The 20148-nt window shown below is 69.5% G+C and carries 19 protein-coding genes; 6 read left to right on the plus strand and 13 right to left on the minus strand.

The genetic code is table 11. The annotated features are described in order from the left end of the window. Positions 1–135: 135 nt before the first annotated feature. The 3 genes from AB0O28_RS28510 to AB0O28_RS28520 form a co-directional block, all read right to left on the minus strand. Complete coding sequence (locus AB0O28_RS28510; protein WP_363645408.1) at positions 136–525, minus strand: hypothetical protein; 390 nt, start codon at positions 523–525, stop codon at positions 136–138. Between the two features lie 174 nt (positions 526–699). Continuing rightward, on the minus strand, positions 700–2358 hold the full coding sequence (locus AB0O28_RS28515) for a TIGR03767 family metallophosphoesterase (RefSeq protein ID WP_363645410.1): 1659 nt from the start codon (positions 2356–2358) through the stop codon (positions 700–702). 214 nt (positions 2359–2572) lie between these two features. Then, on the minus strand, positions 2573–2833 hold the full coding sequence (locus tag AB0O28_RS28520) for a hypothetical protein (protein ID WP_363645412.1): 261 nt from the start codon (positions 2831–2833) through the stop codon (positions 2573–2575). A 478-nt stretch (positions 2834–3311) separates the two neighbouring features. Here AB0O28_RS28520 and AB0O28_RS28525 point away from each other — a divergent pair, with 478 nt between their 5' ends. After that, entirely contained in the window at positions 3312–3434 is a 123-nt protein-coding gene (locus tag AB0O28_RS28525; protein WP_363645414.1) for a hypothetical protein, read from the plus strand. Between the two features lie 306 nt (positions 3435–3740). Here AB0O28_RS28525 and AB0O28_RS28530 read toward each other — a convergent pair whose 3' ends face one another. The 4 genes from AB0O28_RS28530 to AB0O28_RS28545 all read right to left on the minus strand — a co-directional run bounded on the left by AB0O28_RS28530 (position 3741) and on the right by AB0O28_RS28545 (position 7051). Continuing rightward, positions 3741–4751 (minus strand): IPT/TIG domain-containing protein, encoded by a 1011-nt coding sequence (locus AB0O28_RS28530; RefSeq protein ID WP_363645416.1) that lies wholly within the window; start codon positions 4749–4751, stop codon positions 3741–3743. Between the two features lie 118 nt (positions 4752–4869). Next, a complete protein-coding gene (locus tag AB0O28_RS28535) occupies positions 4870–5646 on the minus strand; it encodes an IPT/TIG domain-containing protein (protein ID WP_363645418.1) in 777 nt (258 codons plus the stop codon). A gap of 507 nt (positions 5647–6153) precedes the next feature. Beyond that, positions 6154–6588 (minus strand): hypothetical protein, encoded by a 435-nt coding sequence (locus tag AB0O28_RS28540; protein WP_363645420.1) that lies wholly within the window; start codon positions 6586–6588, stop codon positions 6154–6156. A 97-nt stretch (positions 6589–6685) separates the two neighbouring features. After that, on the minus strand, positions 6686–7051 hold the full coding sequence (locus AB0O28_RS28545; RefSeq protein WP_363645616.1) for an ADP-ribosylation/crystallin J1: 366 nt from the start codon (positions 7049–7051) through the stop codon (positions 6686–6688). A gap of 214 nt (positions 7052–7265) precedes the next feature. Between AB0O28_RS28545 and AB0O28_RS28550 the strand changes: the two genes are divergently transcribed. After that, positions 7266–7685 (plus strand): nuclear transport factor 2 family protein, encoded by a 420-nt coding sequence (locus tag AB0O28_RS28550; protein ID WP_363645422.1) that lies wholly within the window; start codon positions 7266–7268, stop codon positions 7683–7685. Between the two features lie 83 nt (positions 7686–7768). Next, positions 7769–8302: a hypothetical protein gene (locus AB0O28_RS28555; RefSeq protein WP_363645424.1), complete on the plus strand. Its 534-nt coding sequence runs from the start codon at positions 7769–7771 to the stop codon at positions 8300–8302. A 287-nt stretch (positions 8303–8589) separates the two neighbouring features. Here AB0O28_RS28555 and AB0O28_RS28560 read toward each other — a convergent pair whose 3' ends face one another. Further along, on the minus strand, positions 8590–10848 hold the full coding sequence (locus tag AB0O28_RS28560; RefSeq protein ID WP_363645426.1) for a tetratricopeptide repeat protein: 2259 nt from the start codon (positions 10846–10848) through the stop codon (positions 8590–8592). Positions 10849–11012: 164 nt separating this feature from the next. Here AB0O28_RS28560 and AB0O28_RS28565 point away from each other — a divergent pair, with 164 nt between their 5' ends. Together AB0O28_RS28565 and AB0O28_RS28570 are read left to right on the plus strand one after the other, a co-directional pair. Continuing rightward, positions 11013–11468, plus strand: coding sequence for a carboxymuconolactone decarboxylase family protein (locus AB0O28_RS28565; RefSeq protein ID WP_363645428.1), 456 nt, complete (start codon positions 11013–11015; stop codon positions 11466–11468). A 56-nt stretch (positions 11469–11524) separates the two neighbouring features. After that, positions 11525–11986, plus strand: a complete 462-nt coding sequence (locus AB0O28_RS28570) for a DUF1801 domain-containing protein (protein WP_363645430.1) — start codon at positions 11525–11527, stop codon at positions 11984–11986. Between the two features lie 6 nt (positions 11987–11992). Here the strand turns inward: AB0O28_RS28570 and AB0O28_RS28575 are convergent, their stop codons facing one another. From AB0O28_RS28575 to AB0O28_RS28595, 5 genes are all read right to left on the minus strand, one after another. Beyond that, positions 11993–13048: a serine hydrolase domain-containing protein gene (locus tag AB0O28_RS28575; RefSeq protein WP_363645432.1), complete on the minus strand. Its 1056-nt coding sequence runs from the start codon at positions 13046–13048 to the stop codon at positions 11993–11995. A gap of 115 nt (positions 13049–13163) precedes the next feature. Beyond that, positions 13164–13574, minus strand: a complete 411-nt coding sequence (locus AB0O28_RS28580) for a hypothetical protein (protein ID WP_363645434.1) — start codon at positions 13572–13574, stop codon at positions 13164–13166. Beyond that, positions 13571–14716, minus strand: coding sequence for a molybdopterin-dependent oxidoreductase (locus tag AB0O28_RS28585; RefSeq protein ID WP_363645436.1), 1146 nt, complete (start codon positions 14714–14716; stop codon positions 13571–13573). Before AB0O28_RS28585 ends, AB0O28_RS28580 begins: the two co-directional genes overlap by 4 nt. A 280-nt stretch (positions 14717–14996) precedes the next feature. After that, positions 14997–15704 (minus strand): ABC transporter ATP-binding protein, encoded by a 708-nt coding sequence (locus tag AB0O28_RS28590; RefSeq protein WP_363645438.1) that lies wholly within the window; start codon positions 15702–15704, stop codon positions 14997–14999. A gap of 155 nt (positions 15705–15859) precedes the next feature. Next, positions 15860–18706 carry an ABC transporter permease gene (locus AB0O28_RS28595; protein ID WP_363645440.1) on the minus strand — a complete coding sequence of 949 codons (2847 nt, stop codon included), beginning with the start codon at positions 18704–18706 and terminating at the stop codon, positions 15860–15862. 464 nt (positions 18707–19170) lie between these two features. Here AB0O28_RS28595 and AB0O28_RS28600 point away from each other — a divergent pair, with 464 nt between their 5' ends. Further along, complete coding sequence (locus AB0O28_RS28600) at positions 19171–19977, plus strand: hypothetical protein (protein WP_363645442.1); 807 nt, start codon at positions 19171–19173, stop codon at positions 19975–19977. Positions 19978–20148 lie beyond the last annotated feature (171 nt).

The raw sequence follows: 20148 nt of genomic DNA on the forward strand, positions 1-20148 counted from the left end.
GACCGTGCGACCGGCGCTGGCACCGCAGGGAAGACTCGTCCGACGGGGACGACAGGCGCGGCATGACACGTGCGGTCGTGCCAACAGTTGGCCGGATCTTGTTGTCTCCCGACCCTGCACAGGGAAGATCTGGATCTAGGTCGAGGCCCCTCGCGGCCAGAACTGGACCAGGAACCGCTCCCGCGGATCCGCTTCGTCGTCCACCCGCGTGTACACCCGTACGTTCCAGGACCGGTCAGGCTCGCCGAGGAGCAGGAACCCGTCCTGCACGTCCGTGTACAGCTCCGCCGCGCATACTTCTCCAGTCTCCGAGCGGAGGACGCGGGTGACGACATCCGCCCACGCCTCGCGCTGATCCCCCGGCTCGTCGCCCCACGCTTCGAGCGTGACGCTCACGAGGTCGTCCTCGGCCGAGAGTCTGAGGCCGCAGTGGCCGGACGGCTCGAAGGGGTCCCAGGAGAACGACACATCGACGACGAAGAACGTCCCGTCGTGGACGTTCACCTCGCAGTGGCTACGGGACATCAGCGCCATGGTGGTCGCCTTCTCGCTCGAACCGCCCGCGTCATGGCCGGTGGGAGACGACGGCCGCGCCCAGCAGCCGATCGTGCGGGACCTGCCCGCCGTCCGGCGCGTGCGGCGTCCGGGGTTCGGCCACCTCGCGATCTTCACTCATCACTGGCCGGGTGGGAAGTCCTGTCATCGCTTCCGCAGCAGGAGCTCGGTGTTGCGGTCGGCGGTCAGGCCCGCCAGCGTGCCCCGCATGCCGGGCGAGTTGAACGACAGCTCCCGGTACAACGCGGCGAGGCCGTTCTGCGACAGGTCGGTGAAGTCGGTGCGGCGCGGCGCGGCCGACTCCACCAGCGTGGTGAACAGGGAGAGCGTCCCATCGTGGTTGTCGGCCAGCTCGACGACCCTCGCCAGCTGCGGGTAGTCGATGTGGGAGGCGGTGGAGATCTCCCAGAAGCCACCATGGGGCACGATCTTGTTGTAGTGGGAGTGGCCGTTGATCCACGCGGCCACGTTGCGGTGCCTTTTCAGCGTCGCGAGCAACTCCTGCCCGCCGTGGCGCTTCTCGTGGGCACGGGCCGGGTTGGGGGTGAGGTTGGTCATGGCCCAGCTCGGATGGTGACTGAAGATGAGCGCGACGTCGTCCGCGTGGGTTTTCAGAGTCCGCTCCAGCCAGGCCAGCTGCCGGTTGCCGACGGACCCGCGGTAGTCGCCACCGCGGTCGGTGGTGTCGAGGCTGATGCCGACGACCCCGTCGGCGATCCGGAAGAGGTAGTCCAGTGAGCCGCTGTCGAGGTTGTCGCGAGTGTATCCGTGGCCGACGGGTCCCGCACCGGTGTACGCCGGGTCCAGATGCGCGGCGACGTACGCGTGCGGGCTCACGGGGGCGCGGCGCTCGTCGGCTGTGACGGTGCGGGCCTTGCCCTTGTAGCGCTTCCATGCGGCACGGAAGCGCGCGCCCGTGGGGTCGCCCCGGCGCAGCGACTGGTAGACGGCGCCGGCCTCGGAGGCGGGCAGCGCGAACAGCTTGCGCGAGCCGGTGGCGATGTCGGCGAAGAAGCCGCCGGACGCCGAGTAGGAGCCGCCGAAGAGCCGGTCGTGGTTGCCGACGGTGGAATACCACGGAACGGCCAGGCCGGGGCTGCTCACCTCGCGGATCGCGGCCTCCAGGAAGCCGTCCAGACGCGGGAATCCCACCCGCTTGTCGATGTCGCGCATGCCGGAGTCGGGCTGCCAGTACAGGCCCAGGCCGGAGTCCTGCACGCCCTCGTACCCGCTCGGGTCACCGGTGTTGGGAGTGAAGCGGCCACCGGTCATCGCGGTCAGAAACCACTCCAGCTCGATCCGGGAGTTGTTGTCGGTGTTGTCGCCGGTGGTCATGACGAAACCGATGGGCGCCCGGGTGACCGGGCCGCGGCGCAGGGCGTTGACCTGTTCGATCAGGGAGACCGCTCCGACGGCGGTCAGCGCCTCCTGCGGACGCCAGAAACCCAGGTCTCCCGCCCGCAGGAACTCATAACGCTGCGGACTCTGCACGTCGGTGATGTGCAGGTCGGTGAACTGAACGAAGCAGGCGAGCGCCGTACGGCGTTCGGCCCTGCCCTTCTTGGCCCCGGCCAGTTCGGTACGCGTCACCCGCCGCCACCCGGGCCCGTCGGCGAGCCTGCGGTAGCCGGTCGCGCCGCGCGGCCTGGCGACGGTCCGGACCGTGGTCATGGGCGCCGTGACCGAGGGCGCCGCGGTCAGGGAGGCGGCCGGAGCGGAGGCCAGTGCGACCTCCAGCGCGACACCCGACGTAGTCATAGCGGAGGCGAGCAGGAAAGAACGGCGGCTGAGGGCGGGATCCATGATGCTCCCCGGTGGTGGCGTCGAGGCGAACGTCCACCGGGGATGTTTGACACCGGGAATGACTCCCGGCCGAACAGGAAAGAAACGCCGAACAGCTATCTATGGCACAGCCGGACTGCGTGCGGTACGGACACCCGGCGGCAGGCGACCGGACGTCTGCCGCTTTCCCGCCGTTCAGAAGGGCGCAGAACTCCGCTCCTCCCGGCCGGCGCGGTCACGCGGTGGCGCAGATCGCTCGCGACTGGAAGATCGCATCCTGTGTGTCAGAGCCGTTGTAGAAGAGCGCTTGCCAGGTGGTGTCTCCGCCGGACACGCTCGCGAGGTTCGAGAAGGAGAACGGCGGCCCCGGAACCTCGACAAAGGCCCAGCCGCCGCCCACCACCCGCTTCCCCGCGGGGCACTCGGCGACGGCGACGCAGAAGTCATTGGGCATGCAGGTGGTGGGCGGTCCTGTGACGGTCTCGTAGCCGGACACCCCCGCAGGTCCGGGTGGGCCGGCCGACCCCGGAGCACCGGGAGTGCCGGGAGTCCCGGGATCCCCCTTGGCCCCCTTCGGGCCCTGAGGACCACGCGGGCCCTGAGGACCACGTGGTCCCTGAGGTCCCCGTGTGCCTGCACGACCCCCGGGACCCCGCCGGCCCGCGTCATGGTGATCACCCCTGGGGCCCCGGCGACCCTGTTGCAACTGCCGGTCGTTGATCAGTGTGTCGTTCAGTTCGTTCTGATTCGTCTGGGGACTCACCCGCGAGTCGGTCGCCTGCCGGTTGTCAGGCGCCGCCACTGCGCCCGTCTGCACCTTCTGGACCGGCGCCAGGATGTGCGTGAGGTCCCGCATCAGGTTCTGGCTCTGGGCCTGATTCCCCTGGCCGTGCTGCCGCTGCTTGTTCTTGTTCTTCCCCGCGGGGGCAGGTCTCGGGACCGGAGACGTGGCGGTGGGAGGAAGCGTCGGGCGGTTGGAAACGGGGCGGCCGGCCATCGTGGCCCTCGCGGAGACGCCCCCCACGGTCACGACGCCGACGGTCAACACCACGCCGAGCATGGCGTTCCCGGCAAGGTTGCTGGGCCTGCGCAACTGACTCCCCCTGAATCACTGGTGCAAGCAAGACAAACTCGCCCTCAACAAGCGGAAATGCCAGAACGAGGGCTGATCTTGCGTCATCCTGATTCCTCGGCCACCCGGAAGGGAGACGGGACACGGCCGCTTTTACCTTGTCGGTTGCTGAATAGGTGTAGACGTCGCCGAATTCAGATCACCGATGCTCGGAATCTCCCATTGCTTCCGCAATGACGTAGTACGCATACTTGTCTGCGGGTTGCATCGAGGCGAGGGTTCCGGCTACACGCGTTGTTCGCCACCATGCGCCGGGCGACGCCAAGTACGTTCACAGGTACACGTAGAAGGCGGCGGGAGCACTGGCCCCACCGGCCGAGCCCACGGTCACACCGGCCGTCCCCGCGCCGCCTGGCGCCGTGGCCACGATCTGTGTGTCGGAGACGATCGAGAAGGGCGCCGGGGCTCCGCCGAAGTGCACATCGGTCGCGTAGGTGAAGCCGGAGCCGATGACGGTGACGAGATTGCCGCCGGTCACGGGCCCCTGCGCCGGGGACAGCGTCATGACCGTCGGCATGACGACGTAGGTGTAGGAGGTGAGCTCGCTCGTCGCGCTCGTTCCCCCAGGCGCGACGACCGTGACGTCGACGGTTCCCGCACCTGCGGGCGCCGTGCAGGCCAGCTGCGTGTCGGTCACCACCACGAAGACGGCCTGCACCGCTCCGAACCGGACGGCGGTGGCTCCTGACAGACCGATGCCGGTGACGACCACGGGCGTGCCGCCGGCGAGCGGGCCCTGGCCGGGTGCCACCCCCGCGACGAAGGGGATGGGGGCACTCGCGGCGGTGTAACAGTACGGCAGGGGGATGCTCACGCCTCCGGGCGTGGTGACCGCGACGAGCACAGGGCCCATGCCCGCCGGCGCGGTGGCGGTGATCTGCGTCGAAGAGTTCGTCGTGTACGAGGCGGACAGTGCCCCGAACCGCACCTGGGTGGCGCCGGTGAGACCGCTGCCGGTGATCGTCACCGTCGTGCCACCGGCTACCGGTCCCTCCCGGGGGCTCAGCGAGGTGATGACCGGCGCCGGTGCGTTCACGTAGGTGAACGGGACGAGCTGCTGGCTCGTCCCGCCGGACGCCGTGACGGTCACGCTGACGGTTCCGGCTCCCATAGGCGATATCGCGGTGAGCGTGGTGGTGGATACCACGTTCACGCCGACCGCCTGGGCGCCGCCGAATCGGACGGCGCCGACGTTCACGAATCCGCTGCCGGTGACGGTCACGGGGGTGCCGCCGACGGTCGATCCGGAGCTGGGCGTCACGCCGGTGACGACCGGAGCCATGACCTCACGTCCTTTCGATGCGGGCGCGTGCCCTGACCGGACGACGCCGGTCAAGGCACGCGTCTGTTCCAGGGAGGCCGCGAAGAGCCGCCCGCCGTACCCGGGACGGCGGCGGCGACTATGCGTACGTGAACGTCGCCGGCGCGCTGGGCCCGCCCGGAGTCGTCACGACGACGTCGGCCGCACCGACGGGATTGGTCGGGGCGAAGGCGAGGATCTGCGTGTCGGAGTTGATGGTGAAGTCGGCCTCGACGCCGGCGAACGTCACGCTCATCGCCGATCCGACGAAGCCCGTCCCTGTGATGATCACCTGGGTGCCGACGGTGCCGGTGATCGGGTCCAGAGCGGTGATCGTGGGCGTGTCGAAGAGGAGGGCGGCGTTGGGAAGGGTGAACGATCCGCCCGACGTGCGCACCTCGAGGTTCAGCGACTGGAACCAGGGCGGTGCCCCGAGCGGAGTGACGGGGGCGGGCGTCGCGACGATGGAGGCGTCGGAGGTGATGGGCAGTGCGAGTGTGGCGTCGGTCCCGGAGAACCGGACGCGGTTGGTCGTGAGCAGGGTCTCGCCGGTGATCGTGACGCCGTCCGGCGCCTGCGCCGAGTTCTCGGCCGGCGTCAGCGAGGAGACGAACGGCGAGTCGATGTAGTAGAAGGGCAGCGAGTTGCTCGTCCCGCTCGGGGCGACGACGCTGACACTCACCGGGCCACATCCGGAGGGGAGGGTGCAGGTCACGGCCGTGCCGCCGGGGTTGGCGGTCGCCGGGACCGTCCGCGAGCCGATCTTGGCCGCGGTGGCGCCGGTCATGCCGGTGCCGTTGATCGTGAGGGTCTGGCCGTAACTGCCCTGGTTGGTGCCTTGCGGGGCCGCGCTGAGCGAGGTGATGACGGGTGCCATGGGCTTTCCTTTCTCTTTTCGCCGGCACTATCGGCGCATGACGACGCGTGAGTGAACTCTTCGAGTCGGCGAGGCGCCGGCCACGGGCCGGTGGGCGCGTTCCGGGCGCCGGCGATTCGAGCCGCCGGATGTCGAGGAACACGTGGGCGCGGGGCCGGGCGTATTCGAGGGCGAGACGGAGCAGCGCCTCAGAATCGGATCGTGTATCGCGCGGCACGGGCCAGTGGGACGCCCGCCGGATCGGCCGCCTCAGGAGAGAAGCTCTGTCAGGCTCTGAAGAAGCGCGGAGAATTCCGCACTGAATATGATCGAGCGTCTTACTGTCACTGCCGATTGAACGCTCGGCGACAGGGCCTGTAAAGAGGGGGTGGCCACAAATAATGCCAGGTAATAAGACCCTGACGCGACCGGGTATTACATATGGATTGAATTACCGCCACGTCGGATTTTTCATCATATCGGGGCATCACGCGCTGCATCCGGCAGCCACCCGCCACCGGTCCCCTGCTACGCATCCCCCGAATCTCGAAGGCCCTCCACCGCCCTGGTGTCGCGCCACCAGTTCGGCCAGGCGTCCACGAGATAGACGACGAACGGGATCCACCACACCAGGTCGTTGGTGACCACGAGGATGCCGGAGGAAATCGGCCACTGGCCCGAGGAGAAGAGCCACAGCCAGCCGAGCGGGCCGAAAATCTTGCCCGCCAGCCCCACGGCCGCGATCAGGAAGCCTCGCTCGGGCCGCAACGCCACGTCCAGATAGAGCACGCCGTAAAGCGCCAGGACCATGCCCAGGGTCGTGAAGATCTGCGGATGGTTCTGGAGCGGCATCCCCGCGAACCGGAAAAGCCACTGCGCGTCCAGGGCCGCGTACGCGCCCCAGGCGATGTTGTAGGCCCCGGCGGCGGCGAAGACGGCCCGGTGCAGGCGCCGGCGTCTCACAACGGATTCCGGCCGGTCCACCCCGTGTTGGCTCGTCATCCCCGGCACACCCCTCACTTGTGATCACGACATGCTTGGCCGCGTCCGCGCCGCCGTCTCATCTCCTGTCGAGGTCCGGCCGGAACTCGTGCACCACTTCGATGAGGCCGGAGATGTGCGCGTTGAATTCGTCCAGTTCCTCGGCGGGCACCCACAGTTCGAGAATCGTCTCCCCGCCGACCTGCCGTATCGCATAACGAGCCAGGAACTCAGTGGAAACCCGAAAACACGTCACGTAGCCCACTCCGTGGCGGGGAGCATTCCAGTCGCGCGCGATCCTGATCGCGTAGTCCTCGTTGAGCACGGGATAGAAAATGGGCTGCTCAGGCAGCCGCGGCGGCCACACCCGCCACCCGGACCGCCGGACCAGTTCCAACTCCTCCGGCCCGGTCGGCCGCCACAAGGTCGTCAGTCCGCCCGGCACATTCATCCCTCCTCGCGGCCCTCAATTTAACCGATCCGACCGGGGAAAGCACCTTAAATATGGCTCAAGCGTCAGCAGTCGCCGGAAATGACACGTGGTGCCCTGCCGGGCCGGAAGCTCGGGTGGGTTCCGAGGCATCCTTCGACCCTGATCGAAAGAGTTGGCGCATAGGGTTTCCGCATCCATGGAAACGACCATTCCGAGGAGTAGCCGGATGACGAACCAGTACGCCGATGCGACTGTCGAGCACGTTTTCCAGGCCTGGGATGAGGCCTTGGGGGCCAAGGACCTGGATGCGGCGATGGCTCTGTATCACGAGGACGCCACCCTGGAGAGCCCACTGGTGTGTTACCTGCTCGGCGTCGAGGAGGGGGTGATCCGCGGTCGTGACGAGCTCCGCCGGTTCGTCGAGCGGGTCTTCGCCCACCACCCGCCGCAGCGACGCCGCTTCCGCACCGGCTTCCTGTCGGACGGGACGACCTTGACTTGGGAGTATCCCCGCCAGACGCCCGATGGCGAGCAGATGGACATCGTCGAGGTCATGGAGATTCGCGACGGGCTGATCCAGCACCACCGGGTGTATTGGGGGTGGTTCGGCGTCAATATGATCACAAATGGCATGCTTCCCCGTTAGCAGAAATCGTCAGGTCCGGACAGCCCGAAGCCGGCACCGGCGAACGAGTATGGGAAGGCCATCCTGCATGACAGGATCGAATCATGGACGAGAAGGCCGAAGGGCAACTGCGTGTTATCCGCAGGGTCGTCGCGGTCATGCAGGCGGCCGACATCCCAGCATGGCTGTTCGGGGGCTGGGGACTCGATGCGAGGATCGGCCGGATCACCCGCGAGCACGGTGACGTGGAATTCTGGGTTGAACGTATTCACGCCGAGCGGTCGAAGGAAATACTCGTGGAAGCCGGCGCCACGGCTCTGACGACTCAACCGCCAGAGGAGTCCTGCGAGTTCGCGCTGGACGATGTGCTCTTCAGCACCGCTTACTTCGACCGGCGGCCGGATGGATCGTTCAGTCCCCTGGGGCGATGGTCCGACTGGCTGTTTCCGCCGGGATCCTTCGGCGATGAGCCCGTGGCACTTCATGGCACGCCGGTGCCGGCCATGAGTGTCTCGGGCATGCTCGCCATGAAAGAGCAGTTCCCGCACCTGCGCAACGGACGGCCATGGCGGCAGAAGGACCTCGCCGATATCGAGATACTCCGGCGGCTGGCCTGCCTCGAAATCGGCGACGAGTAGCCCACCGGCACGCTCATCAAGGGCCGTTCGAATCCGTTGTCGGCGTACGTGCCGACAACGGATTGCGCCGAGGATCTTCATTGATTAGGGGATGATGCTCGGCCATTTGACTATATCGGCCAAATCACTGTTTGTGTGATAAATGTGGTAAACGAGGCCATCCGACTGGGGGACCAGGCCGTCCTGCTCACCCCCGACGACGACCCCAACCGCAAGGGATACTGAACAACCTGAGAAACGCGCTACAGGCCCGGTTCGACCGCACCGAGGACTGAACAACCGCCAGTTCATCGGTGGTGCCCGGCCGCGGCGCGCGCGGTCTCACGCGCCGCGCGGGCGAGCTTCTCGTCGTACGGCCGGCCCAGCTCACGCGCGAGCTCGATGGTGCGGTCGAGCAGCGCCAGCGCCTCGTCATAGCGGCCCGCCGCGCGGCACGTCTCGGCGTAGGTGTGCAGGCAATCGATCTCCAGCTGTACCTCGGCCAGCGGTTCCAGCAGCTCGAAGGCCCGCCGGTGGTGTTCGAGCGCTTTGGCGGGCGAGCCCGTGATCCGCAGCGCGACACCGAGATAGTTGTGGCACCACGCCTGGTTGTGCTGGAGATTGTGCTGCTCGGACAGCCGCAACGCGTCATACAGCGTTCGCAGCGACTCCGCCGGGTCGTCCGGCGCCAGTGCGAGGCCGAGGGTGACCAGCCCGGTGATCCGTGCGGGCCCGTCCGCCAGGGCGACGGATGCCCGGGCGAGTTCCACAGCTTCGCCGCGCCGCCCGAGGTGAAGTGTCACCCATCCGTCGAAGGCCAGCGCCTGGGACCGCCCCGCGTGGCGCCCGATCTTCTCGAACAGCTCGCGTGCCCGGCGGAAGTGCGTCTGTGCCGCTTCGAGGTCACCGAGATCCCGGCGCACCATGCCGATACGCAGGGCCAGGGCGGCCGCGACGTCGTCGTCCGGCCCTGACTGCTCGGCCAGTTCGTAGGCGGACAGCGCCTCGGTGAGACGTCCGGCGGTGGCCCGGACGTATCCGAGGTCCGCGAGCAGCGAAGCCCGCTGCCGGTCGCGGCCGAGACGCCCCGCGGCGGCCGCGGCGGCTTCGAGCAGGCGTGCCTGGTCGTCGGTGCCGCGGTGCCGGAAGAACCAGACCCGCATGGCCTGTGGCAGCTCGGCCACCACCTCGTCCACACCGAGCCGTACGGCGGCGTCGAAGCACGCCACCAGGTTGACGTACTCGAGGTCGAACCAGGCCATGGCCCTCGCCGGATCTCCCGGGGAGGGTTCCTTGCGGTGCGGCGACGGCAGCGCCTGATCGTGGGCGACGGCCTGCGCCAGATAGTGCGTCAGGACCCGGCGCAGGGCGGCTTCGGCCCGCGGCTCCTCGTCGGCGGCGATGTCCGCCGCGTACTGCCGGACCAGATCGTGCATCCGGTAGCGCCCGGGCGAGGGCTCCTGGACCAGGTGGGCGTCGACCAGCTCCTCCAGCGCCGCGTCGGCCCGGTCGGGCGGCATGTCGGTGAGCGCGCCCGCCACCGCCGCGTCGAAGTCGGCCCCAGGAAGCACGCCCAGCAGCCGGAACATGCGGCGCTGGACCGCGTCGAGCTGCTGCAGCGACATGCCGAAGGCGGAGTCGAAGCGGCTGGGGGTGGCGCGCAGCCGCTCGGCCAGTACGGCCACCGTCCAGCCCGGACGGTGGCGAAGCCGCGCGCCCGCCATCCGCAGCGCCAGCGGAAGTCCGCCGCACTGCCGCAGCACCTGACCCACCGCTTCCTCTTCGGTGAGCGAGAGCCCGGCCGCCCGGCCGAACAGGTGTACCGCGTCGTCGTCGGTCAACGGCTCCAGGGACACCGGCGGCACTCCGTCCAGGCTGACCAGCCGGTGCCGGCTGGTCACCAGGACCGCGGACTTCCCCGCGCCCGGAAGCAGTGGGCGCACCTGCTCCGCGTCGACCGCGTTGTCGAGCACGACGAGAATCCGCCTGCGGGACAGCTCCGACCGCCAGAGCGCCGCGCGTTCGGCGGTGCCGGGCGGGGGGTGCGTGACGTCCAACGCGTCCAGCAGCCTGCCCAGCGCGGCGTGCGGCTCCAGTGGCTCCTGACCCGGGGTGAAGCCCTGCAGGTCGAGATAGAGCCCGCCGTCCGGATAGGCGGGGACGAGCCGATGGGCCACATGCACGGCCAGGCTGGTCTTGCCCACGCCCGCCATGCCGTCGATCGCGACCGCGCCAGTGGTGCGCAGCAGTTCCTCGGCCAGCGCGCACTCCGCTTCCCTGCCGGTGAAGTCGAACAGGTCGGCCGGCAGGTCGTTGCGGCGCCGGGCGGGCGCCGCGCCGGCTTCGGCCGCCTCGGCCCACAGCGCGCGCAGGGGCCGGGGATCGCGTCTCACAGCGCGGCACAGCGCCACGACGGCCTCCCACGGCGGCACGAGCTGGCCGGTGAGGTACCGCGACAACGACGAGCTGCTCAGACCCGTCTGGCGGGCAAGGGCACGCAGGCTGAGCCCGCTCAGCTCCTTGATCCTGGCGAGCTGAGCCACCAGTCGCTCCTGGGGGCCGGACACGTGGAACACCGTACCCGTCCCGGCCCACACGGACGGATCGGCGGTACGTTCGCGCTGCTCAGCCGGGTTCCGCGTGTCCCACGGTGTCCCACGGACGATGCGGGCCCCGGCACGCCGATGGTCGTATTGCTCCTGTCGGAAACACCCGCGGCGAAGGAGAAGCGATGTCGACCGAGCGCATGCCGAACCCGGCGGCTTTGATCCCCGGGGCGATGGAGGCCCTGATGGCGGTCAACAAGGCCGTCGCGGGTGCCGGAGTGGACGGCAGGCTGCTGGCGCTGAGCCACCTGCGGGCCAGCCAGATCAACGGCTGCGCCCCATGTGTGGCAGGGGGCGTCCACCAGGCCCAGCGGCACGGGGTGACCGCGGACCAGGTGCACGCCGTCGCCGCGTGGCGGGAGACGCCGTGGTTCAGCGACGAGGAGCGCGCCGCGCTGGCCCTGACCGAGGCCGTGACCAGGCTCGCCGACCAGGCGGACCCGGTGCCGGACCAGGTGTGGGACCTGGCCGCCAAGCACTTCGACCAGAAGGAGCTGGCCGCACTGCTGCTCAACATCGCGATCGCCAACGCCTTCAACCGGCTCAACGTGCCGACCCGCCAGCAGGCGGGCCAGTGGTGACACTGCTCCCGCCCACCACCAACCCCAGCCACTCATCGCAGAGAGAGGACGTCGTCATGTCGAACACCACGAAGACCACCACCGCCAAGGGCCAGAAGTACGACGGGTTCACCGAAGAAGAGCGCGACGCGATGAAGCAGCGCGCCAAGGAGCTGAAGACGAGCGCTCGGCGGGGCGCCAAGACGGCCGACACGGAGAGCGAGGTGCTCGCGAAGATCGCCGAGATGGCGGAGCCCGACCGTGTGATCGCCGAGCGGTTGCACGCCCTGATCAAGGCCAGCGCGCCGGACCTCACGGCGAAGCTGTGGTACGGGATGCCGGCGTACGCCCGCGACGGCAAGATGATCTGCTTCTTCCAGTCCGCGGCGAAGTTCAAGGCCCGCTACGCGACGCTCGGCTTCAGCGACGAGGCGACCCTCGACGAAGGCGCCATGTGGCCGGCCTCGTACGCGCTGACCGAGATCACCGCCGACGTCGAGGCGCGGATCGCGGCGCTCCTGAGGCAGGCGCTGAGCTGAGAAGGGCTATTCGGCAATCGGGCCCAGCCCGAGAACGGCGCGCAGAGTGTTCTCCAGGTCGGTGGCGCGGTCGAAATCGCCGGCATGGCCAGTGAGGAAGGCGAAAGAGTAGCCGGCAGCGGCTCCGGCGTAGTTGCCGCCCAGGCCGCCCATCCCGTAGTCGTCGCCGTCGACGCCGAAGCCCAGCCCCCAGGTCGTCCGCGCCCCGAAAACCGCGTCCGTTCCCGAGCACTGACCGGTGGTGGCCTCGGCGAGCAGGTCGGCTGACAGCAGCCGCGGCAACGCGGAGTAGAACCCGGCGGCCGCACGGGCGGTGCCGTGGCCGTTGACCGCGGGGATCTCGGCGGCCCGCCAGGCGGCCGAGTTGACCACGGCCGGGTCCTGGGCACCGGGCGGATTGCCGATCGCACGGTGGTAGAGGTCGGGTTTGCCGTCCAGTGCGGCAGCCCGGAAGGCCGGGGTCAAGCCGGTCAGCTCGATCGCCCGTGCCTGTTCGGTGGGGCCGAGGCCGATGTGGAAGTCCAGCTCGTGGGGGCCGCAGACCTCCTCGGCGAGAAAGCGGCCGAGCGTCCGCCCGTCAAGGCGCCGGACCAGTTCACCGACGAGGTGCCCGTAGAACAACGCCGACTCGCCGTGCGCGGTGCCCGGCTCCCACGACGGCTCCTGCGCGGCGAGAAGCGCGCACATCCGATCCCAGTCGTAGAAGGTCTCGGTGGGCACCGGTTGGTCCAGCGCCACCACACCGGCCTGGTGCGACAGGACATGGCGTACGGTCGCCGGCGCGGTGAACTCGGGCCAGTAGCGCTGCACCGGAGCGTCCAAATCCAGCACGCCCCGATCCACGAGGAGCAACGCGCAGACCGCCGCGAACGGCTTGGTCACGGAGTAGGGCATGACGATGCTGTCGCGTGACCAGCCGGGCCCGCCCCACAGGTCGACGACCCATCGGCCGTCGACCTGGGCGGCGACCGCCGCCCCCGCTCCTGCGGCCTGCCGCTTCAGCACATCGGCGAACACGTCCCGCACCTGCTCGAAACCCGGTTCCACCGTTCCGTTGATCACGCCCACAAACCTAGTGTCATACGCCTGAAGCTTCGGGCTGAAGGACCCGTGGGACGAGCCCTACCGGGACCTCATCGACGCCGTGACCGCGACCAGCCACCGGCTGAGCGGGCTTCTATCCGCGCCGGCGGCTCTCCCGAAGCCGCAGGGCGATCACGGTGAGCGCCGTCACGAGCGCGATCAGACCCAGCACGACGAGCAGGTTCCGCCCGTAGTCCAGCGGCAGGAGTGAGGGGTTGTCGGCCCGTCGGCCGATGCCCGCGACCATCGGCAGGGCGAGGAAGGACAGCACGGCCGCGACGGTCAGCCCCGCCCGCACCGGCGACGGCTCGCGCAGCCTCCCGGTGGCGACGCCGGTCAGCAGGACCAGGGGCACGAGCACTCCATCGTGCGCCACGATCAACCCGCCGAACCACAGGGCCCAGCCGAGCGGGTCGGTCAGACGAGCGTCCACGACCAGGCCGGCGATCCCGGCCACGACCAGTCCGCCGCCGAGGCCGTACCCCAGCGAACGCGCCACGTTCACGCCGCCACCACCTTCGACACCCACTTGGTCTGCAGCGCGCCCGGCCTGTTCGGCGCGATCAGCCGTACGGGGAAACCGTGGTCGGGCGCGAGCGGCGCGCCGTCGATCCGCAAAGCCAGCAGCGTGAGCGGGTCGTTCCAGTGCGGTGGCCTCACCTCGCTCGACCGGTAGCCCCCGCCCCTCTCCAGCGACTCGACCGTGAGCACGGCGTCCGGCGCGACACCTGCCAGGGCGGCGAGGTCGCGCAACCGGATGCCCGACCATTCGGCCTCGGTGCTCCAGCCCTCCACGCAGGCGATCGGCAGCCGGACGGTGTGCTGCGGGAGCCGCAGCAGGTCGTCGTACGCGAGGGACAGCGGCGTGCGCACCGCGCCGGTCAGGGTGAGCCGGTATCCGGGATCGTGGATCACCGCGGTCACTCCCGCCGCGGCCGCGGACTTGTTGACCGGCAGGCCCTGCGGACCGGTATGCGGGTCGCGCGGCGCCAAAAGGGCGAACCCGGAAAGCGGCACATACGTCTCGCCCACCGTGAACAGGACGGTGAGGCCCGACGCAGCGGCCACGGTGCCGAGGAAACGCCGCCGCGTCGTGACCGCCTCCCGTGGCTCGACCTCTTCCCGCGTCCACAACTGCCTGCGCACCTTCGCCCATTCATTCACAACGTGAATGACCAGGGCCCCGTACAGGAGGTATGCCGTCCAATAGTGCGCGGCCGGAAAGGAGAACGGCCACAGGTAGGCGTACGAGACGTTCAGCAATCCGGTTGTCGATTGAAACAGCGAAGCACCGACGAGAACGAGCACGAGCGCGCGTTCCACGGCGTGAGAGAGCGACCGGAAGGGCGGCCACTGCCACAGTCTGGGATAAACGGTCCAGAGTTTCGCGAAAAGCAGCGGAATCGTCGCCAGCCCGCCGATCACGTGCAGGCCCTGCGTGACCCGGTAGAGCCCGACCGGCCGGGACGGCCACGTCAGCCGCCCGGGAGGATGCTGCATGAAGTGGCTGAACAGGCCGGTGGCGAAGGCGACGGTGAAGCTGATTCCGAGCCACAGGCCGAGCCGGGCGGCCACCCGTTCGGAGTGCAGCCCACTGGCGAAGCGGCCGGGCAGGCCGCGCATCAGCGTTTCGACGCGTTTCTTCACGGCGGAATCACGCACCTTTGTTTTCCCGGCACGGCGAATCGAGGTCCGCGCCGGGAAGGACATTCACCAGCACAATCGCGACCGTACCGCCGCCCGGGCTCGCGAATGCTTACGGAACAATGACGGGCAACCGAAGAAGGCGGCGTGGAAACCACCGGAATGCCGTCGCGCTCGCAGCCGGCGTCGCCGAGCGCCGGCTCGTCATCGACTGGGTCGACCGTCGCCCTTCGACCGCCTGGCGGTCGCCGAGCACCGGGCCGGACACACCAGCGTGCTGCGGTCAGCGCGCGGTGTCGTCGACGATCCGGCCGTCCCGGATGCGGATGATCCGATCGCAGTGCGCGGCCACCCCGTCGTCGTGGGTGGCGACCAGCAGGGTCAGCCCCTGCTCGGCGACCAGGCGATCGACCAGCTCCATCACCTCCCGGCCGGTGGCCGAGTCGAGGTTGCCCGTGGGCTCGTCGGCCAGGATCAGCCGCGGGTCGCCGATCAGCGCACGCGCCACCGCGACCCGCTGCTGCTGCCCGCCGGACAGCTGCGACGGCACGGCGTGCGCCCGGTCCAGCAGGCCCACGGCGGCGAGCAGCTGCCGGGCCCGTTCCGTACGGTCGAAGTCCAACCGGCGGGGCAGCACGGGGGCGAGGACGTTGTCCAGGACGGTGAGCGCGGGCAGCAGGTGGAACCGCTGGAAGACGAAGCCGACGCTGCGGCGGTAGACCGACAGCTCACGGCGGCCGAGCGCGGTCACCTCCCGGTCCCCGACGGTGATCGTGCCGCCGTCCACCCGTTCCATGCCGCCGATCAGGTGGAGCAGGGTGGACTTGCCGGAGCCCGAAGCACCGACCACGGCGACCCGTTGCCCCGCCGGCACGTGCAGCGACACGTCGTCGGCGGCGACGATCCGGCCGTCTCCCTGACCGAACCGCTTGGCCAGTCCCCTGATCGTCACCTCGACACCGCGCCGGGTGCCGGTCGTAGGCGTCTCCATCGTCACCTTTCCGCCCTCGCCGCGGGTTTTCGGAGCCGGTCCCGCTCGCCCACATCGTCCCGCGACCCTGACACGACCACCAGCGCCCGGTCGCGCCCAGGACCGCGCGCGGCGCGGTCGGCGTGAAGCGGGATCCACGTGCCTCATCGACGGTCTCAGTCCTCCGCCAGCACGGCGGCGAGCGGCAGCCGGCGCATGAGCTGCGCGGGGACGGCGGCGGCCAGCACCGCGAACGCGGTTCCGGCCGCGGCGACCGGAAGCGTGGCGCTCACGGTCGCCCAGGTGAGGCCGCCCAGGAACGCGGCCAGCACACCGAGGCCGAGACCGGCCCCGAGCACCGCACCGGTCAGGCCGAGCAGCGCACCCTCGGTGACGATCAGGCGGCCGAGCTCCCCGTCGGACCATCCGCACGCGCGCAGCGCGGCCAGCTCGCCGCTGCGTTCCCTGACGCTCAGGTAGAGGGCGTCCGCGATGGCGAACACGCCGAGCGCCACCGTGGTGACGGCGGCGGCCAGATCGACCCCGCGCACCTGGAGCGAGACGGCGTCGCCCAGCAGCGTGCCCTGGGCCTCGCCGTGGAACCGCCAGGTGATCACCAGCAGTGTGGACACCGCCGCAACTCCGGCCGCGAGGGCCAGCACGCCGACCAGGCTGCGGGTCGGGACCCGGACCAGGTTGCCCACCGCCATGCCGTACACCGTCCGGGCGCGCCGCGCCCGGGTGCGGGTGACCACGGGGGGACGGATCGCCGCCATCGGGTGCGCCCGCCCCGCGCGCAGCGCGGGCACCAGCCCGCCGAGCAGGGCGATCCCGCAGGCGACCGGTACGGCCAGCAGCGCGTGTCCGGCGCTCACCTCGATGCCGGTGGCGGCGGCCAGCGGCAGGGACACGGCGGCGCCCAGGACCCCGGCCACCAGGCCGACCAGCACCACCTCCCCCATCACCAGCGCGGCCAGCCGCCCGGCCGGCCAGCCCAGACAGCCGAGGACGGCCAGCTCGCGCCGCCGCACCCGGACCGACGCGGCCACCGCGTTGCCCAGGAACAGCACGCACACCACGAGGATGAGACCGAACAGCAGCGCGCTCTTCTGGTCGACGGCCCTGGTCAGCGCGACCGCCACGCCCTTGGTCGTCCAGTTCTCCAGCAGGCGCAGCTCGGGGCGGCCGAACACGCCGGCCGGCAGCTCGACCGAGCGCGGGGCCGGGGAGGAGCCGATGGTGATGTCCACCTCGAGCCCGGTCGTGGTGGCGATCTTCTCGGCGACCGCGCGGATCCGCTCCTGAGACAGATCGTCCAGCCCGGTGACCCCGGCGACCCGCACCCGGATCGCGGAGACCGGCGCTTCCTGCGCCGGGTCGTCGCCGCGGATGAGCAGGGGCAGCGCGGTCAGCGTCGTCAGGAGCTGGGGCGGGGTGGCCAGGTAGCCGCCGGGGTTGCCGTTGGGCAGCAGCGGGCGGTTCCCCAGCGCCGCCCGCGCGGCCCGGTCCGCGCCGGTCGCGCTCGCCGGCTGATACGTCTCCAGCGGCACCGCGGACAACGCGGAGAACTCGGTCAGCCCGGCCGCGTCGAATTTGCCCACCACCCGCGGGAACGCGTATACGGACACGCCACCGGGGCCGGCCAGCTCGCGTTTGGCCAACGGCCGGAGCGCCCGATCGTGCGCGAACAAGGGGGCCGAGGTGTCCACGAGGGAGTTCTCCTGCCGCCACACCTCGTCGAGGTCGACGGTGACGGGATCCGGCTTCAGCACTCCCTCTCCGCTCCCATAGCGTGGGCGGCCGGACTGGATGACGCGGTCCACGTTGAGCCACGTGTCGCCGGGGTCGGTGATCGGGCGCTCGCCGACCTGCCGGTAGACGCTCTCCGCGTCGACGCGCACGGTCGACGTGCGCCGGGCCGGCTCCGCCCGTAGCCGCTTCCACAGCTCATCGCCGCGCAGACTCGCGATCTCCGGCGGCAGGTCCAGCCGGGAGACTCCGGCGGTCAGCTGCTCGTCGATGTGCGCGGTCGACGAGAGCAGCATGGGAACATCGGCGAACAGCGCCCACCTGGTCGGCGTCGGGCCGTCGGTCGCGCGCAGGTGACGCCCGGTGACCACGGCGCGATCCAGCCCGACCAGTTCCGCCTCCTGCACGGGATCGACGGCCGCCAGCAACAGCGGCACGGGCCAGCTGACGGGGAGCGTCAGGCGCGGCAGCCGGACCTGTCTGGGAATGATCCCACCGCCAGCGTCGCCGAGCCGGGTGCGGAAACCGCCGTCCGGCAGCATCTGGTAGACGTCCACGCGGGACCGGTCCGCCGCCGTCAGGTAGGTGCGTCCGGGCTCCCGCTTGCGCGTGGTGGGACAGATCGGCTGAATCCGTCCGTCCGGGAGGACTTCGGCCGCCGGGTGGCCGGACGACATCCCCGGGCGGTCACATACCGCGTCGTCCACCCGCACCTTCCGGCCCTCGTAGCGGTAGCCGGCGAACTCCACGAAGTTCGTCTTGCTCGTCGTGAACCGCGGCCACAGCACGGGGTTGCGGGTCACGTACACGTACCTGTCACCCGGGTCGTCGATCGTCGACAGTCCCCGGTCGCTGGTCCACGTCCTGTCCACCTTGAGCAACTGCCGTCGCGCCCCTCGGTCGAGCTGCTCCGTGAGGTCGATCTCGGCGGTCGCCGTCACGTCGACGTACCCCACCATCGCCACCGGAGCGGCCACCTCGACGCCGGGCAGCGCGAGTATCCGCCGCCACTGGTCGAGCGTGATGCCGCCGAACTGGCCGGAAAGGAAGTTCGGACGCACCTGCCCGTGCGTGAGCTCCTGCGCGTCCCGGCTCCCCTTGGGCCGCACCAGCACGTCGTACGTGCTCCGGTAGTTGTCGTCCACGGTCCCGGTCACGCGCAGGCGTGAGGTCTCCACCGAGCCGGTGAGCAGGGTGAACCCGCTCGTGGCCAGCAACACGCCGAGCAGCATCGTCATCGAGCGCACCGACTGGCGGCGTAACTGGCCGATCATCAGCCTCAGCATGAATCCCCATCAAACGGCCACATTCGCCGGATCACAACACCCGGAGGACGCTTTCGGCGACATGTTCGCGACATTCAAGACTTCGCCGCCTACCTGAGGCTCATGGCGGATGACTTCGATGCCGATCGTGCCGAGCACGAACGGCAGGTCTCCGAGGGGAGGCGGTTCCTCGATGGCCGCTGGACCCGTATGTACGTTGGCGAATTTTCTCAGAACTTGGGCAGCATGGCTAAAAAGCCCCGTTCAAGGACGATGTCACCCGCCGAGATGGCAATCGCTCGCTCTCCAGATCCGCGCCACCCGCCTTTACGATGTGCCGGTCACGCAGAAGCGGACTGGGGAGGTTTGGGGGGGAACATGTCGTCACCAGACTGAACCCCAGTAAATGTCGTATCGGGTCAGTAGGCTGTGCGTCCCGTGTAGCGCCGTACCGCCTTCCCCGGGAGAACCTCGTGCGACTGTTAGCCTCCACCGCCATTCTCGGCCTCATCGCGACCGGCCTGACCGCCGTTCCGGCCCAAGCCTCCTCCTCTCCCAAAGTCGCGTACGGCTGGGCCTGGCCGGACGGGAAGGGAAAACTCCGTATCGTGCCGCGCGCAGCCAAGCCGGTCACGATGCACTACGGGATCAGGAGTTTCGCCCTGAAGCCTATGGCCGGAGCCAAAGAGATCCGGCTTGACTACTCCTCGGCCTCCTTCTACCGGACAACGGTCACATGCGAGGCCAAGGACAACGCAGGCAAATACGCCGTAAGCGCCAAGGGCCTCGGCAAGACCGCATGTGCTCCTCGCGACCTCGCTTCCGTTTTCACTCTCGGCCCCACACTGGTCCGCATTGTTTATAACGGCACCAGGGCCACTACGATCCATCAGTTCTGGGCCGGTGTCGCGACTGAGAGAGGCAAGGTCGCCTTCGGCACCCTTCGGTATCTCGGAGACGGAACTCCGGACCCCAGCATCAGCGGCATCGTGACCTTCACCCCGGAGGGCGGTCAGCCGATGAAACTCGGGTACGACTGGATGGTTGGATTCGTTCGAGTCACTGAGGCATGTAACGCCGACTGGCTCACCCGTACTGATCCGCGCATGCCCGACGAGGAGGGCGTGGGCTCAATAGCCTGCAGTCCCCGTCAGATGACCGCGGTTCTCAAGCGCCTGAAGCACCCCGTTCTCGCCAAGATTCACTACTCCCCTTTGGCGGGAAGTATGGACCAGCTGTGGGAAGTCAGCCCCGAAGCCCGACAGTCCGGTGGAAGCTGATATATCGCCTGCTGAGCCCCAAGCGTCGGCAGCTCCGTGACGGCAACGTCCACCACCGAAGGCATCTCAGGTCTCGGTCGGCACCGGGTCGAGCCGGTCGGGAGGCGGACTGGGGCGGTCGCGGTCAGGGCCCTGTGGCAAGGGTGACAAGCAAAAACCCTCCCGGATGCT

Source organism: Microbispora sp. NPDC088329, assembly GCF_040685655.1.
Taxonomy (GTDB): domain Bacteria; phylum Actinomycetota; class Actinomycetes; order Streptosporangiales; family Streptosporangiaceae; genus Microbispora.

Coding starts and splice junctions, on each gene's coding strand:
- AB0O28_RS28555 (WP_363645424.1), top strand. CDS start 7,769: ATGGACGAGAAGGCCGAAGGGCAACTGCGTGTTATCCGCAGGGTCGTC.
- AB0O28_RS28530 (WP_363645416.1), bottom strand. CDS start 4,751: ATGGCTCCGGTCGTCACCGGCGTGACGCCCAGCTCCGGATCGACCGTC.
- AB0O28_RS28590 (WP_363645438.1), bottom strand. CDS start 15,704: ATGGAGACGCCTACGACCGGCACCCGGCGCGGTGTCGAGGTGACGATC.
- AB0O28_RS28550 (WP_363645422.1), top strand. CDS start 7,266: ATGACGAACCAGTACGCCGATGCGACTGTCGAGCACGTTTTCCAGGCC.
- AB0O28_RS28510 (WP_363645408.1), bottom strand. CDS start 525: ATGTCCCGTAGCCACTGCGAGGTGAACGTCCACGACGGGACGTTCTTC.
- AB0O28_RS28595 (WP_363645440.1), bottom strand. CDS start 18,706: ATGATCGGCCAGTTACGCCGCCAGTCGGTGCGCTCGATGACGATGCTG.
- AB0O28_RS28565 (WP_363645428.1), top strand. CDS start 11,013: ATGTCGACCGAGCGCATGCCGAACCCGGCGGCTTTGATCCCCGGGGCG.
- AB0O28_RS28535 (WP_363645418.1), bottom strand. CDS start 5,646: ATGGCACCCGTCATCACCTCGCTCAGCGCGGCCCCGCAAGGCACCAAC.
- AB0O28_RS28515 (WP_363645410.1), bottom strand. CDS start 2,358: ATGGATCCCGCCCTCAGCCGCCGTTCTTTCCTGCTCGCCTCCGCTATG.
- AB0O28_RS28570 (WP_363645430.1), top strand. CDS start 11,525: ATGTCGAACACCACGAAGACCACCACCGCCAAGGGCCAGAAGTACGAC.